Consider the following 15,243-nt stretch of genomic DNA (forward strand, 5'->3'; position numbering starts at 1 on the left):
GGCATTAAGGGCAAGTGAATGTGAATCTTTTTTAAAGGTCGACCGTGACGTCAGGCAAACGGGTGTGTTACCTAAAACATCGGTAGAGCAGCTGTTTAAAGGCGTAGCAAAAGAAATCAATGCGGTAAATGTAATATATCGGCCAAATGTATTAGTGCTGACATTACAACATGGAAAAAGTCATCAAGGCAGCTTGCCTGAAATACTCACGGCTTTAGCTTGCCCTATGTGGGTCAATAGGCAAGGCTACCTTTTCCCCTCAGGCCCAGCCGTTGTGCCCAGAGATTTATTGCATCCCCAAGATGATATTAAGTTTACCGTCGGTTGCGTGGCTGATCTTGATGCTCACCTTACGACGCATCAACTAAAAACCTTTACTAAAGATCAAGTTCACGATCAGGTTGATGATGACAAGTTGGCCGATTTTAAAAAAGACTGGCTGGCATTTATCGAACATTGCAGCTTACTTTATCAAAATGTGTGTAAAGCATTGGGCTTGACAGATATTCAAGACTTTTATTCGATAGCCAATTACTCGTGGATACAAGCTGTTGATACAGTGTCAGGTATGTCAGTAAATATACTTAAACTTTATGACTCAATTACCAGTATCAAACCTGAACTAGCCCTTTTTTATAGTTATTCAACTGTTTCCAACGTCAATCATAAGCCCTGTATGGATTTTTCTGAGTCAGTGAGCCTGAGGTTAGGTCATTCGAGTGATAAGTATTGCTTGGCTGATGCGCAGCGCGATGCCTTGTCTCATTCTTTAGCGATGAATAATGGTGACATACTTGCGGTTAATGGCCCACCAGGCACAGGCAAAACCACCTATTTACTCTCAGTGGTGGCTTCTCTATGGGTAAAAGCGGCGTTAGAGCAAAGTAAGCCTCCAGTTATTGTGGCGGCATCAACCAATAATCAAACCGTCACTAATATTATCGATGCTTTCGGAAAAGACTTTTCTGAAGGGGAAGGTACCTTGAGTGGGCGCTGGTTGCCTGATATTACTAGCTATGGCGCATATTTCCCCTCACCAAGCCGCTTAGCAGAAGCACAGAAAAGCTTTCAAACTCAAAGCTTTTTCGCTGAAATAGAAGATTTAGATTATCTTGAGCGTGCAGAGCACTATTTCTTGCAACAAGCGATACTGTATTTTAACTCTGACGCTGTGTTGGTACTTGTCGACATTAAAGCCCGCCTTCATAAAGAATTATTGCAATGTCAGTCAAGCTTGAAGCGTATCGAATCACTTTGGTCTGAACTGTGTAAGGCGAATGCGTTAATTCTTGCGATGATAGGTACTGAACCAGAAAGTCAGTTAGCCGAATTAAAAGCAGCGAGTCATCAACATAAACAACAGTCAACGGATATAAAAAGTGCGCTAAAACAATGGCAATACTTTTTGGCCAATGAATCAATTTGGTTGTCACTCTTCAGTTGGCTTAAACCTGTTAGAGACAAAAAAAATCGCCAGCGTGAACTCTATATCGCTACATTTAGTGATGACATTCGCTCGTTAGTCGCTCTTGCTAGTCCAGATTTTGAACTAGCAGAAAGTGAATTTAAAAAGGCGATTCAGCAACAGGATCAAACTCATCAACGACTGCTTCAAGAGTATCAAGATAAAAAGCAACTGCTTGAAAAACGAAACGAAGTCCAGGCGCATTGGCAAGCGTTAGCTTGTTCCATAGGCTTAGAAAAAGACGCATTGTATGATCTTAATGCTGTCGATAAAAAAGCAGATACCGCCATTCGTTTTGTGATGTTTCGCTTAGCGGTACATTATTGGGAAGCCTGTTGGTTGATCGAGGGCCGTAAACTTGGCGATGAACTCAATAAAATAAAGGGTAAAACGGGCAGAAAAACCGTGGTACCAAGGTGGCATCGCCGCATGATGCTTACCCCCTGTATTGTTTCTACCTTCCATGCTTTGCCTGCTCATATGACTTGTTCTGCATTTAATGATGGTAAATTTGACCCTGAATATCTTTTTGATTTTATTGACTTGTTGGTTGTTGATGAGGGCGGGCAGGTGTCACCAGATGTGGCTGGAGCCTCGTTTTCTTTGGCTAAGAAGTCATTAGTTATTGGCGATATTCATCAGATTGAACCTGTGCGCTCGGTTTCTGGCAGTATTGATATAGGCAATTTATTCAATGCAAATTTGCTTGAAAAGCGACAGGACTATGAAGCTGTGCAAGCGAATGGCCGAAGTGTTGTCAATGGTAGTGTTATGCACATAGCACAGGCTGCAAGTCAGTACTGTTATCAGGCTGAAATGGAGCCTGGGATGTATTTACGAGAGCACAGACGTTGCTTTGATGACATTATCAAATTTTGTAATGAGCTTTGTTATAAGGGGGTTTTGGAACCTAAAAGGGGAGATGCAGCGGATGCTTTATTTCCTGCTTTTGGCCATCTTCACATTGATGGCAGAGCTGAACAACAAATGGGTGGCAGCCGTTTTAATCGTCTGGAAGCTGAGACGATTGCAGATTGGCTGGCACAAAATAAAACTAAGCTTGAATCAAGATATAACAAACCGCTTGAGGATATTGTTGGCATAGTTACGCCGTTTTCTGCTCAGGTGAATGAGTTGCAGCAAGCTTGCAAAAATAAAGGGATTGAAAGCGGAAAGCAGCAAGGGCAACTGACCATAGGTACTGTGCATGCATTACAAGGCGCGGAAAGAATTATTGTGATTTTTTCCCCTGTGTATACAAGACATAGTAACGGTGAATTTATTGACCGTTCAACAAGCATGTTGAATGTTGCTATATCAAGAGCTAAAGATAGCTTTTTAGTTTTTGGTGATCTGGATGTGATATCTGCAGCCTCATCAACATTGCCGCGAGGTATTCTGGCAAAATATTTATTTTCAAAGCCTGAAAATGAACTGGTATTTAAAATCAACAAACGCAGAGATCTGTTAACTTTTTGTGCAGAGCCAAGGTTGATAAATGATGCGCTGGAACACGACCAATATTTAATTGAGCTTCTTGAGCAGGTTAAAGAGACGATTTATATCGTGTCTCCATGGGTCAGTTATCTAAAATTGATGGAGACTGGCATTCTCAGTTCGATTTGTGAGGCATCTTCAAGAGGGGTAAAGATAAAGCTGTTTACGGATAGGCATTTCAATACCACGATAAATAATCATTTTGATGCAGAAAAAGAAAAAATGTTTATTCAATGTTGTGAAAAACTAGCCGATGAAGGTGTTGATGTGGCTGTGATCCGTGGCGTTCATAGCAAGTTAGTGATGGCAGATAATCATCATATGAGTGTGGGTTCTTTCAATTGGTTTAGTGCTTCTCGATCTGGAATATATGCCAACATGGAAACTTCAATGATTTACTCAGGTGATTTGAGAAAAGAAATTAATACTCAAACTGCTTTTTTGAATTCACGAGTAGATAAATTATATCAATGTAGTAAAGACGGCGCCTTGGTTCTCTAGTTGAAAATGGCTGAAATGAAAGTTTGCTGCCGCCATTCTGCCGCCATTGTGTGGGCAATTTGTGGACACTCCAAAGAAAAAGGGCTTAGCATTGCTGCTAAGCCCTTGTTTTAATTGGTGGAGGCGGCGGGACTTGAACCCGCGTCCAGAAAGCCTACATCCTCGGCGCTACATGTTTAGTCTCTCTTTTAGTTAACCAGGCAGTCTCCGAAAGACAGGATGCTACATGGCGAGTCCGGTACTGTTTCGCGGTTCACCCCCGGACGGAGTTCCCTCGCTATCAAATGTTATATGACCATCTGTATACCCCGCCCATTTGAGAAACCTGGGTCAGATGGCTAGCTAGCCTAAGCTGCTAGAGAGTAGTTAGAGTCGTTTGCAACTATAACGGTGCGGCTTTTTACGAGGCCAACCGCCCCTCGACATGCTCCTTGGGTTTCGTGAATCCTGTCGAATCCAGAATCGCCCCCAATTGCGTTGATTGTAACCCGTTGTTAGCCTAATACCTAGCAGCTTACAACAAATTATTATCGTTTGTTCACTATCTGTACGTTAACGCAGGTTTTTCAAGCTATTAGCGCATTTTAGCTCATTCTAGCTCATCCTTACGGAATCTTGTTCAAGCTAACAGTATCCAACACGAGCCGAAGCTAGGCGCCGACTTTGTCTTTTTTCATCACACGGGCTTTTTCAATTTTCCACTCGCGCTCTTTGGTGTCTTCACGTTTGTCGTGATCTTTTTTACCTTTACCTAGGCCGATTTCCACTTTGACCCAAGCCCCTTTGCGCCAATACATAGACAAAGGAATTAAGGTGTAGCCTTGGCGTTCGATAAGGCCTGCGAGCTTGTCGATTTCACTGCGCTTTAGTAGCAGCTTTTTGGTGCGAATAGGATCGCAGACAACATGGGTCGATGCCGTGTTCAGTGGCTGAATCGTACAGCCGTGCATGAAGGCTTCACCTTCCTTGATATACACGTAACAGTCAGACAGGTTGACCTTGCCCATACGGATGGATTTGACTTCCCAGCCCATTAACTGCAAGCCCGCTTCAATTTTATCTTCGATGCGGTACTCAAACGTGGCGCGTTTATTACGCGCTATGGTCGCAGAGGCATTTTTTGCTGATTTCGAATTCTTTTTTACCATTCTTTTTACCGTCTTTATGTGTATTCGTTGTAACCACTTTCTATCGAAAGGCAGCGTTGTCATGCCCGCAGTTAATAACAGATATGGGGGGAGAGTGTTAATATTTCAAGGATTATACCCAGTTTATTGCATCAAGTGTTACTGCAAGTGAGGCATGTTGGCAATTTGATGCACAAATTTGACGGTCTAAATGGCAGTTTTCAACCAATGTTTTCCAGTATTGAGGCATTAAGTACTCCTAAGGGGTGTCTTTTGGCGATTACATGATAAAATCCTGTCCATGTTTGAGATGAAGTGATCCCCGATGCCGAAAATTTCTAAAAGTGTACTGGTGCGTTTTAGTGCCCTGCAAATGTATGAATTAGTTAATGATGTTGAGTCCTACCAGGCATTTTTACCCGGTTGTGTCGGTGGGCGAGTATTAGAGCAAACTGAACAAACCATGGTGGCATCTGTGGATGTGAGTAAGGCGGGGATCAGTAAAACCTTTACCACCCGCAATCAACTCGTCTCGGGGCAGCGCATTGCCCTTGAATTAGAAAATGGCCCGTTTAAATATTTGCATGGTTTGTGGAAATTTACCGAGTTAAGTGAAGATGCTTGCAAGGTAGAGTTTGATTTGGATTTTGAGTTTGCCAACCCGTTAGTCGACATGACATTTGGGCGAGTATTTAAAGAGCTGATGAATTCCATGGTAACGGCGTTTACTAACCGAGCTAAGGTGGTCTATTGTGACAAGTGAAACAGATAAGTTTGAGGTAGATGTGGTGTATGCACTGCCGCATCAGCAAAAAATCATCAGCGTGGCGGTTGAGCCAGGTACCCGCTTTATCGAGGCGGTACATTTAAGCCAGATGGTGAGTTTTTTCCCGGAAATTGACTTAGACACAGTAAAACTTGGCACTTTTAGCCGGCAAGTTAAGCACGATGATGTGATAGAGCCTGGGCAACGGGTGGAAATTTATCGCCCCTTGATTGCCGATCCAAAAGATGTGCGCCGCAAGCGCGCGGAAAAAGCCAAAGATGAAGGTAGGATAAATAAAATTACCGGTGCTAAGGTGAGTTAATTTGATTTCTTAGGAAACGGTTTACTGAATAATAGACAATAAAAATGGCGCTCAGGGCGCCATTTTTTGTATCAGTGCTAGTGTTTAGCTTTCAACCTGATTAGCTTATGGTTATCAAATGTTAACCAAATTGTTTATTACGTTTCGTCTTTTAGGCTTAATGGTTTGTCTTCTTCCACTAATGGCTTAGCTTCACCACGTCCAGCAGGCACTTGAGGAACAAGCTCTGCCTTGTTGGTCGACGGCAGTTCACTTAACTCTAACGGTGTATCGAAATCGGGGCTAATATCATAATCGCCGCTGGCACTTATCAATAAGTCACCTTCGAAACGTAAGATCAACTCTTTATGTATGATGCTAGCATCGCGGCCACTCTTGAAGTGATAGACATAATACCAAACATTATCAGCAAAGCTGTCACGTAGAACGGGTCTGCCTAAGATGAATTCAGCCTGCTCCTTGGTCATATTAATACGCAGCTTCTCGACCTGTATTGGCTCCATATAGTTGCCTTGAGGCACGTCAGGCTTATAAATAAGGTAGTCAAATACGCTACAAGCGCTTAGCGATACGGAAAGTGCCACGGCACTAAGAAGGGTAAGACTTTGTTTTTTGTTAATCATTGTCTGCACTGGTTCCTAAAAATCTGACGTCATCATACCCAAGCCTTGCCTATGCTGACAAGGGGCTATTTACAGATGTGTGCTGCTTTCGACCCGCAAATTGAGCGATAGTTCAGTCATTTTCCGTCACTATTAGCAACTAACTAGCAACTAACCGTGCTGAAAATGCTGTTCCCGCTAGATTAATGACACAATAATTGGATTAGTAGGCAAACTGAGCCTAGGCTAAATGAACTGGAATTTTACGCATATGGGGGAGAGCTGAGCTAAATTGTTTAATTTACATCATTAATCCTTCAGATGAGGTGGCTTTTTAACTGACTTTGATTGATATTTAGTATCATCAAACCAAGGTTACAGCTGTCAATTAGGGATTTGTCATGACTATTCAGGGACAGTCAAATACGTCGACCAAGATACAAAGTATGCATGAGTCAAGCAAAGGCAGCTTAGTTTTTGTGGGGACAGGCCTTCAATTGGCAGGTCAGATCAGTGTGTTAAGCCGAAGTTATATTGAAAATGCTGACAGAGTATTTTCTATCGTGCCCGATGCTTTTGCCGAAGAGTGGCTCATTAGTCTCAATCCCAATCACACTTCGTTACAATCTTATTATGCCCAAGCGGATGAAGTTAAAAATCGCCGACACACCTATAAACAAATGGTGGAAGCTATGTTAGTGGCGGTAAGAAAAGGGGAACAAGTGGTGTGCGCGCTTTATGGTCACCCTGGGGTTTTTGCTTGTGTATCTCACCTTGCCATCGCTCAAGCTAGAACTGAAGGCTTTGATTCTTATATGGAACCTGGTATTTCTGCAGAGGCATGTCTTTGGGCTGATTTAGGCATAGACCCTGGACAATGTGGGCATCAAAGTTTTGAAGCGACCCAGTTTCTCTTGTATCAACATAGACCCGATCCCTCAACCCATTTACTCTTATGGCAAATTGCATTGGCGGGCGATCATACCTTGACCCAATTTTCTACCACTTCAGATAGATTGCAGGTATTAGTGGACTTGTTGTCACAGTGGTATCCTTTAGATCATGAGGTAGTGATTTACGAGGCGGCGAATTTGCCACTTCAGCAACCTAGGATAGAGAGGTTAGCCCTTAAAGCATTGCCACAAGCAAGATTAACAGTGATTAGTACCCTGTTAATTCCGCCGTCCCAAGCCTTGAAGCTAAATGAAATTGTGCTTGCCAAGCTGGGTATTTCGGCGCTGGAGTTAGGTTAGTATTTACTTGTTATCGTCCCAAAGCGTTATTAACACTTAAGGAGAAGTATATGTCCATGTTAAACCCGTTCCTTGTGAGGCTGGGCAGTGATGCCAAATTATTATTGGCAATGAAGCGGCAACCTAGACAGGTGATGCTTGATAATGGCTTAAGCCAAGAAGATATCCAGCTCGTCATGAGCAAAGATGTCAATATGCTTAGAGATAAGATGGGTGGTAAGGCAATGTTGCCGATTTTAATCATCCACAGTTTTGCATAGGAAGTTTTAGTTGATGGTAAGGCTATTCAGTGTCGTTCTAATATTGTTTTACAGTGTGTGCCTGCTTGCAGATGAACATCAGATAGAACAAGATTTTATTCAGCTTGAACAAGTGTTGCAGTCTGATACAGCAACGGCGGACAAGTTGTTGAACAAACTGTTTAGCATTCAAGACGAGTTAACTACCGGACAGTTGACTCGTCTTCATGTTATTTCCAGCGCTCAAAAACTCATCAAAGGCGATTATCATGGCGCCGATTCCCAACTTGATAAAGTCTTAACTTACCCACTCGATGAGGCCACTGAAAATACCGTCTACCTCTATAAAGTGACCGCTAATATAGGCATGAAGCAATACACTAAAGCCTTTACCTTATTAGAAGAAAACCTTGCAAGGATCGGTGGCTACGGTGAGCAAACCATTAAAATTAGTAGTTACTTGAGGTTGGTTAATGCTTACCTTGATATGGGCGCTTATCAAGAAGCCAAGCAATATGCTGAAACTGTGCTTGATTTGAACCAAGGCAAGATGATGCGAGAGCAATGCTATGCGTTAGTTTTACTTTCTTATGCCGAACTTAAATTGGCCATGCTTGATAAGGCAAAACAAGGTTTTGCTGAAACTCAGGCTTATTGTGAGCAACATGAAGCGCCATTGATTGTTGCCATGGCGATAAAAGGTAAGGGCATGTTGGCACTCGAGCATCAAGATTATCGGTTAGCCGCCAAGATGTTTGAAGATGCCTTACAGCGATACCAAACGTTTAAGTTCAACTTTGAAATAGTGCGTACTCAGGCGCTACTCGCTCAAGCCTATTATCATTTAGAAAGGTTAGGCCAAGCCTTGGTCTTAGCACAGCAAGTGAGCGACAGTGCCGATGAGCCCAGTAATCTTGAACCTAAGAAGCAAGCCTATGACGTACAAGCCTCGATCGCTTTTCAAAACGAAGATTTTAAGCAAGCTTATCAGTTCCAGCTGCTTTCTCATGATCTGGAATTGCAATTATTGAACGATCAAATTTTGAAAGAAAATGCCTATCAGATGGCAAAGTTTGATAGTGCTGAAAAAAATCGAGAACTGACAAATTTAAAGCAAGAGCATGAGTTGTTAAGCAAGCAGCGAGATTTAAATAATCGTGATGCCAGTTCCTCTTTGATGTTTACCACCTTATTGATTGGTGCGGTTGCTTGCCTTAGTTTGTTACTGTTTGCCGCTTGGTTACAGCGTAATCGTTATAAAAAACAAGTACAGCGTGATGTGCTAACGGGGGCATATAACCGCTCTACGGGGCAAGAACGAGCGGAAATCGATTTTGTTCAATGCCTAGCCAGACGAGAGGATTATTGCCTTATTGTGCTCGATTTAGATCGCTTCAAAATCGTTAATGAGAAATACGGCGATGCGACCGGTGATTGGGTGCTTAAGCGCCTTAGTCAAATAATGAGTGAAAATGTCAGTACTGAGGCTGTGTTTGCTCGCATGGGGGGAGAAGAGTTTGCCATATTTTCGCCAAGGATTAACTTGGACGATGGGGTTAAGCTCGCTAAGTTACTGTTGCAATTGATCCAAAACATAGATACTCGTCATACTGGTCATGGGTTTCAAATTAAGGCAAGCTTTGGCGTCAGTGCCATGGAAGAAGATGATTTAAGCATAGATCCACTCATGCACAGAGCCGTGCTTGCCCTGCAACAAGCTAAGGCGAACGGCGGTAATCGAGTCGAAGTGGCTCAGTCTGGAGAGTTTTAGAGACACTAAGCGGCTTCGCTTGGCTTTATGCCTGATGTGATATTCCCATAGAAAGTCTGAGCACTGGCTCTGGTATTCTGCCCTAGCATTTTCTCTGCTATTAAACCCTAAACTCCAGCTTTTCATCTTTGTTTACGCAAAGGTGCCGCTAATTTCCTTTTATACCTGTGTCAGGTTAATGCCAATTTAGTCTGTTATCTCCTTACCATCGCTATGGTTAGATGGAGTCAATGGCTATCACCATGAGATTAATTTACTTTTCACCACGACTTGGCGGCTTTTTAGCTTATTTTGTAAAAAATTTAAAATATTTATAAATTTCTCACTATTAATCCACATAAAAACCACTTGTTGATCTGAAAACAAAAGCTTAAATCGGCAGGCATTAGAGTTTTATTTTTCTCTCGTTTACGTAAACGTAAGATTAAAACGGTCGTTTGATGTTGAGTTTGTCAATACTAAGTTTAAGTCATTGTTTATAATGGTTTAATAAGCTTTACCTTTGCTTCCCCAGCAAACGCAGGGTTAACTTTCACTGCGGCGCATCCTTCTGTCAAGTTTATCTTTTTTTGTAAGTTATTATTTACTGCTTGTAATTTTAGTACGGTTTTACATTCCTTTATCATTTCTTGGCTCCTTGGTCATACCAATTTTAGTGTTTAAAATGTTTAAATTAGAATTAAAGCTCTAATGTGTTTTTTATCAGTACCTTATGGAGGTTACGCTTGCTTGGTCTTACCAATTTCCGACCTGTTTTAATGTTGCTATTTTGGTTTTAAGGCTTTTTCTAACTGTTGCAATCACACAGGTTTATGGTTAGATTTTAGTCCGAAACAAACATTTGAAAGTTTTTGCCGTGCAGATAGCATAGTTAAGGGATTGGGAGTTTAGACATGACTGCAGAACAACTGGTTGCAAAATACACTCAGGGCGAGGCTAAGAGCTTATCGTCTCAGCAAGCTGAAACAGACCCTTCGCCTTTGGCGATTATAGGGCCAGATGTTCAAGGTCAAGAAGAACTCTTTACACCGGGTGCGTTAGCCTTATTAACCGCCTTAAGCGAGAACTTTGCTGGCGAGGTGACTGAGCTGCTGGCTAAGCGATCTCAGAAACAGGCACGAATAGATAAAGGCGAATTGCCTGATTTTTTACCAGAAACCCGTGCCATTAGAGATGGACAATGGTCAATTAGAGGTATTCCGGCAGATCTCACCGATCGTAGGGTAGAAATCACAGGTCCTGTTGACCGTAAGATGATCATCAATGCCCTCAATGCCAAGGTCAAAGTATTCATGGCTGATTTTGAAGACTCATTGGCACCGAGTTGGCAGAAAGTTATCGAAGGTCAAATTAACCTGCGTGATGCTGTGCGGGGGGATATCAGTTTTACCGCCCCTGATACGGGCAAGCAATACAGCTTAGATCCTGATCCAGCCGTGCTTATTTGCCGAGTTCGAGGCCTGCACTTAAAAGAGAAACACGTTGAATATCAAAGCAACGCAATCCCCGGTGCTTTATTCGATTTCGCGCTGTACTTTTATCATAACTACCATCAATTATTGGCTAAAGGTTCAGGCCCGTATTTTTATCTTCCAAAACTTGAAAGCCATTTAGAAGCGCGCTGGTGGGCAAAAGTCTTCGCGTTTGTCGAAGACAGATTCTGTCTAAAGCCTGGCACCATTAAATGCACTTGCTTGATTGAAACTTTACCTGCCGTGTTTGAAATGGATGAAATTCTTTATGAATTACGTTCAAACATAGTGGCGCTAAATTGCGGCCGCTGGGATTATATTTTCAGTTATATCAAAACGTTAAAAAACCATGCTGACAAGGTCTTACCAGACCGTCAAGCCGTAACCATGGATACCAAATTCCTAAGTGCTTACTCACGCTTACTGATCAAGACCTGCCATAAACGCGACGCCTTAGCCATGGGCGGTATGGCTGCCTTTATTCCTGCAAAAGATGAAGCGACCAATGCACAAGTGTTACAAAAAGTGCGCGGCGATAAAGAGCTTGAAGCGCGTAATGGCCATGATGGCACTTGGGTTGCCCATCCGGGACTTGCGGATACTGCGATGGAAATCTTCAATCGATACATAGGTCCAGGTGAGACCAATCAGCTGCATATCACCCGTGATGTCGATGCGCCAATATCGGCCAGTGAATTACTCAGCCCTTGCGATGGCGAACGTACTGAAACGGGTATGCGACTTAATATTCGTATCGCAGTGCAATATATCGAAGCTTGGATCCAAGGAAACGGCTGCGTGCCTATCTACGGCTTGATGGAAGATGCTGCAACAGCTGAAATTTCTCGAACGTCCATCTGGCAATGGATTAAGCACGGTAAAAGCCTTTCCAACGGCAAGTTAGTGACCAAAGAATTGTTCAACAGCATGCTTAAAGAAGAATTAGTCACAGTAAAACAAGAATTGGGCAGTGAACGGTTTAATAGTGGCCAATTTGCCAAAGCCGCTGAGCTATTCACCAGTATTACCACGGCCGATGAGCTAGTTGATTTCTTAACCTTACCGGGTTACGAGCTGTTAACAGCTTAATGTTGGCAAATTAATCGAGCGTTACAAATTTAGCTGTTTCAACACGCAGCTTATTATCAAAATGAAGGAGTAGGATATGTCTAAGGTAGAAGCAGGGTTAACTCGTCAGCAGCAGATCGATGCGATTAAAAAAGATTGGGCTGAGAATCCACGTTGGAAGCATGTGAAGCGTCCATTTACGGCTGAAGAAGTGGTTGCACTACGTGGATCTATCGTGCCAGAAAACACCATAGCTAAACGTGGCGCGGCTAAATTATGGGAGCTGGTGAATGGCGGAGCTAAAAAAGGCTATGTGAACTCACTAGGTGCATTGACTGGCGGCCAAGCCGTGCAGCAAGCCAAAGCCGGTATCGAAGCGATTTACCTTTCAGGTTGGCAGGTTGCCGCTGACGCTAACTTAGCGGGCACCATGTATCCAGACCAATCTTTGTATCCTGCAAACTCAGTTCCAGCCGTGGTGAGCCGTATTAACAACTCATTCCGCCGTGCTGACCAAATTCAATGGGGCAAAGAAATTAATCCTGGTGATAAAAATTATACCGACTACTTCCTACCAATCGTTGCCGATGCAGAAGCGGGTTTTGGCGGCGTACTCAATGCCTTCGAACTGATGAAGTCTATGATCGATGCGGGCGCTGCTGGGGTTCACTTTGAAGACCAATTAGCATCAGTGAAGAAATGTGGCCACATGGGCGGCAAGGTACTAGTACCGACTCAAGAAGCGGTGCAAAAGCTAGTAGCGGCGCGTCTAGCGGCCGATGTAAGCGGCGTTGATACGCTAGTTATCGCTCGTACCGATGCTAATGCTGCTGATTTGATGACTTCAGATTGTGATGCATATGACCGTGACTTTGTTACAGGCGAGCGTACCAGTGAAGGTTTCTACCGCGTTAAAGCGGGGCTTGACCAAGCGATTTCTCGCGGTCTTGCCTATGCGCCATACGCAGATTTAATCTGGTGTGAAACCGCTAAGCCTTGCCTTGAAGAAGCGAAGAAATTTGCTGAAGCGATTCACGCACAGTACCCAGATCAATTGCTGGCTTATAACTGTTCACCTTCGTTTAACTGGAAGAAGAACTTGGATGACGCAACAATTGCAAAATTCCAACAAGAGCTATCAAACATGGGTTACAAGTACCAATTCATCACCTTAGCTGGCATTCATAACATGTGGTACAACATGTTCGATTTAGCCTATGACTATGCTCGCGGTGAAGGCATGAAGCACTATGTTGAGAAAGTTCAGGAAGTTGAATTTGCTGCTGCAGAGAAAGGTTATACCTTTGTGTCTCACCAGCAAGAAGTGGGCACAGGCTACTTCGACCAAGTGACGACCTGTATCCAAGGTGGTAAGTCTTCAGTAACGGCACTAACGGGTTCAACTGAAGAAGAACAGTTTTAATTAAGGCGTAATCTGATTGCCTTTCCCACCTAGTTTTCCTACGGGCTAGGTGGGATTTTTACTTTCAGACTAAGCTTTGTGACCTTGGTAATTTCTTCCCGCCCAAGTCCACCCACACAAGGCAATAAGTCTGCGGCTCTGCGGTGATATTCAATGGATTTGAATTCTAGAGCCGTTTTTTTACTAACCAGCATAAAAATCCCAACACTTTAGTATTAGCCCCCTATACTGATAAAACCCATTCCTGCTTAAGGTTACCTATTGTTGAAATCGTCCTCCACCGTTCATAAGGGCGCAGACTATTGGACAAAACGCATTAGCGATCAAGAAATGCCTGCCTTATGCTCCACAGTGCGCGAATTGGAAAAACTTGCAAAGGATGATGTGTCTTCACTGGCTATTTTAGGCCGTAGCGTGATGCATGATAATGCGTTAACTTCTAGGATCCTCCGCGTTGCCAATAGTGCGACTTATAACAAAGGCATTAATCACGTATCGACCGTTAGCCGAGCCGCTGTGATGTTAGGTTTTGATACCTTAAGAAATATTTGCATTACCGCCCGTTTACTCAGCAGTTTGCTGGAAAATAAAAATCTAAGCCCCAATGTGTATCAAAGGCTGCTTAAGTTGATGGCGCAGTCCTTTCAAGCGGCTATGCTTGCCAGAATGATGATGACAGGCCACGATGAAAAACTCAGAGAAGAAGTCTTTATTGCCTCCTTGTTATACCGCATAGGTGAAAGTGCATTTTGGAGCACGGGGGGGAGTTTTAGTGATGCTTTAGACCAAAAATTACGGGACAGTGATAGCGAGCAAGATCCACAAGCCATAGTGCGTGATATTCTGGGTACCTCCTTTAGCCAGCTAACGCAAAATATTGCTCGTAGTTGGGGACTTGGAGAAGTGCTGCTAAAGTCGCTTTCTCATCCCGATGAACGTACTCCAGAAATTCGCTGTATTGCCCTTGCCGATAAATTAGCTCAGTTGTTAATTGAGCCTGCAGAGGATCCCAATGAGTTTGCCGAGAGGCTTAAACAAACCGCTGATATGCTTAATATCGAGGTCAGCGAATTTAGGCAAAAGGTGGTGGATTGCACTAAGGCAACTCAGAAATTGGCTATCGATTATGGGGCTAAGGTGTTACTTGATTTCTTGCCGAAAAGTGCCGATGTTAAGGCCAGTGTCGATCAAGAAGCTAAGCCGTTAGTGGTGCGAGCAAGCGATGCGGCAATCCAGCTTAAAAAATTAAGAGAGTTAACTGGCTATGCACTCACTAAAACAGATTTCAATCAGGTGATGTTAACCGCCCTTGAGGGCATACTCTCGGGTGTCGGTGTGGACAGATGTGGAGTGCTATTGCTCTCTCCTAATCGCCAGCTATTACAACCTAGGATCATGCTAGGGGACGAGGCTGAGGCGATGAAGCGTGAATTTATTATCAGCTTAGATGAAACCATGAGTATTTTTTCGCAATGCGTGGAGCGAAAAACCCCCTTTTGGGTAGCAGATCCTAATGCAAAAGAGTGGCAAAAAAGTATTAACCCTGCACTGAAAACCAAGTTGTCAAAGACAGGTTTTTTCTTAGCACCGGTCTCAATAGATACGCGGGTGATCGGGGTGTTTTTCGCCGACAGGAGCCATAGTGGTCGCTCGTTTGAGCCTCAAGATTATGATAATTTCACTCATTTCACTCAATTAGCCAATATTTGCTTTGGCGTCTCAGTGAAATAAGGCTGA

At 43.3% G+C, this 15,243-nt stretch carries 12 protein-coding genes and 1 other RNA gene; 9 read left to right on the plus strand and 4 right to left on the minus strand.

The genetic code is table 11. From position 1 onward, the window contains the following. The first annotated feature begins 289 nt into the window (after nucleotides 1–289). On the plus strand, nucleotides 290–3,463 hold the full coding sequence (locus SDEN_RS06455) for an AAA domain-containing protein (protein ID WP_232279933.1): 3,174 nt from the start codon (nucleotides 290–292) through the stop codon (nucleotides 3,461–3,463). 115 nt (nucleotides 3,464–3,578) lie between these two features. Here SDEN_RS06455 and ssrA read toward each other — a convergent pair. After that, nucleotides 3,579–3,933: a transfer-messenger RNA gene (gene ssrA, locus SDEN_RS20180) on the minus strand. 180 nt (nucleotides 3,934–4,113) lie between these two features. Beyond that, nucleotides 4,114–4,611, minus strand: a complete 498-nt coding sequence (gene smpB / locus SDEN_RS06460; RefSeq protein WP_041405714.1) for an SsrA-binding protein SmpB — start codon at nucleotides 4,609–4,611, stop codon at nucleotides 4,114–4,116. Nucleotides 4,612–4,915: 304 nt separating this feature from the next. Here smpB and SDEN_RS06465 point away from each other — a divergent pair, with 304 nt between their 5' ends. Together SDEN_RS06465 and SDEN_RS06470 are read left to right on the plus strand one after the other, a co-directional pair. Further along, nucleotides 4,916–5,353, plus strand: coding sequence for an SRPBCC family protein (locus SDEN_RS06465; protein WP_011495685.1), 438 nt, complete (start codon nucleotides 4,916–4,918; stop codon nucleotides 5,351–5,353). Next, nucleotides 5,343–5,678 (plus strand): RnfH family protein, encoded by a 336-nt coding sequence (locus SDEN_RS06470; protein ID WP_011495686.1) that lies wholly within the window; start codon nucleotides 5,343–5,345, stop codon nucleotides 5,676–5,678. The genes SDEN_RS06465 and SDEN_RS06470 overlap by 11 nt, the downstream gene beginning before the upstream one ends. 137 nt (nucleotides 5,679–5,815) lie before the next feature. Here SDEN_RS06470 and SDEN_RS06475 read toward each other — a convergent pair whose 3' ends face one another. Continuing rightward, complete coding sequence (locus tag SDEN_RS06475; protein ID WP_041405715.1) at nucleotides 5,816–6,301, minus strand: outer membrane protein assembly factor BamE; 486 nt, start codon at nucleotides 6,299–6,301, stop codon at nucleotides 5,816–5,818. Nucleotides 6,302–6,726: 425 nt separating this feature from the next. Here SDEN_RS06475 and SDEN_RS06480 point away from each other — a divergent pair, with 425 nt between their 5' ends. Genes SDEN_RS06480 through SDEN_RS06490 form a run of 3 tightly spaced genes read left to right on the plus strand, consistent with a single transcriptional unit; the run spans nucleotide 6,727 to nucleotide 9,543 of the window. Next, nucleotides 6,727–7,533 (plus strand): SAM-dependent methyltransferase, encoded by an 807-nt coding sequence (locus SDEN_RS06480; RefSeq protein ID WP_041405716.1) that lies wholly within the window; start codon nucleotides 6,727–6,729, stop codon nucleotides 7,531–7,533. A 50-nt stretch (nucleotides 7,534–7,583) separates the two neighbouring features. Further along, on the plus strand, nucleotides 7,584–7,793 hold the full coding sequence (locus tag SDEN_RS06485) for a hypothetical protein (RefSeq protein WP_041405717.1): 210 nt from the start codon (nucleotides 7,584–7,586) through the stop codon (nucleotides 7,791–7,793). A gap of 13 nt (nucleotides 7,794–7,806) precedes the next feature. Then, nucleotides 7,807–9,543 (plus strand): GGDEF domain-containing protein, encoded by a 1,737-nt coding sequence (locus SDEN_RS06490; RefSeq protein WP_011495689.1) that lies wholly within the window; start codon nucleotides 7,807–7,809, stop codon nucleotides 9,541–9,543. Between the two features lie 476 nt (nucleotides 9,544–10,019). Here the strand turns inward: SDEN_RS06490 and SDEN_RS20505 are convergent, their stop codons facing one another. Further along, nucleotides 10,020–10,169, minus strand: coding sequence for a hypothetical protein (locus tag SDEN_RS20505; RefSeq protein ID WP_157599842.1), 150 nt, complete (start codon nucleotides 10,167–10,169; stop codon nucleotides 10,020–10,022). Nucleotides 10,170–10,436: 267 nt separating this feature from the next. Between SDEN_RS20505 and aceB the strand changes: the two genes are divergently transcribed. The 3 genes from aceB (at nucleotide 10,437) to SDEN_RS06505 (ending at nucleotide 15,237) form a co-directional block, all read left to right on the plus strand. Then, nucleotides 10,437–12,104, plus strand: coding sequence for a malate synthase A (aceB, locus tag SDEN_RS06495; protein ID WP_011495690.1), 1,668 nt, complete (start codon nucleotides 10,437–10,439; stop codon nucleotides 12,102–12,104). A 76-nt stretch (nucleotides 12,105–12,180) separates the two neighbouring features. Next, complete coding sequence (gene aceA / locus SDEN_RS06500; RefSeq protein ID WP_011495691.1) at nucleotides 12,181–13,506, plus strand: isocitrate lyase; 1,326 nt, start codon at nucleotides 12,181–12,183, stop codon at nucleotides 13,504–13,506. Between the two features lie 264 nt (nucleotides 13,507–13,770). Beyond that, on the plus strand, nucleotides 13,771–15,237 hold the full coding sequence (locus SDEN_RS06505) for an HDOD domain-containing protein (RefSeq protein ID WP_041406109.1): 1,467 nt from the start codon (nucleotides 13,771–13,773) through the stop codon (nucleotides 15,235–15,237). The last annotated feature ends 6 nt before the right edge of the window (nucleotides 15,238–15,243 follow it).

The organism is Shewanella denitrificans OS217 (assembly GCF_000013765.1).
Classification (GTDB): Bacteria; Pseudomonadota; Gammaproteobacteria; order Enterobacterales; family Shewanellaceae; genus Shewanella; species Shewanella denitrificans.

Coding starts and splice junctions, on each gene's coding strand:
- smpB (WP_041405714.1), bottom strand. CDS start 4,611: ATGGTAAAAAAGAATTCGAAATCAGCAAAAAATGCCTCTGCGACCATA.
- SDEN_RS06465 (WP_011495685.1), top strand. CDS start 4,916: ATGCCGAAAATTTCTAAAAGTGTACTGGTGCGTTTTAGTGCCCTGCAA.
- SDEN_RS06475 (WP_041405715.1), bottom strand. CDS start 6,301: ATGATTAACAAAAAACAAAGTCTTACCCTTCTTAGTGCCGTGGCACTT.
- SDEN_RS06480 (WP_041405716.1), top strand. CDS start 6,727: ATGCATGAGTCAAGCAAAGGCAGCTTAGTTTTTGTGGGGACAGGCCTT.
- SDEN_RS06485 (WP_041405717.1), top strand. CDS start 7,584: ATGTCCATGTTAAACCCGTTCCTTGTGAGGCTGGGCAGTGATGCCAAA.
- SDEN_RS06490 (WP_011495689.1), top strand. CDS start 7,807: ATGGTAAGGCTATTCAGTGTCGTTCTAATATTGTTTTACAGTGTGTGC.
- SDEN_RS20505 (WP_157599842.1), bottom strand. CDS start 10,169: ATGATAAAGGAATGTAAAACCGTACTAAAATTACAAGCAGTAAATAAT.
- aceB (WP_011495690.1), top strand. CDS start 10,437: ATGACTGCAGAACAACTGGTTGCAAAATACACTCAGGGCGAGGCTAAG.
- aceA (WP_011495691.1), top strand. CDS start 12,181: ATGTCTAAGGTAGAAGCAGGGTTAACTCGTCAGCAGCAGATCGATGCG.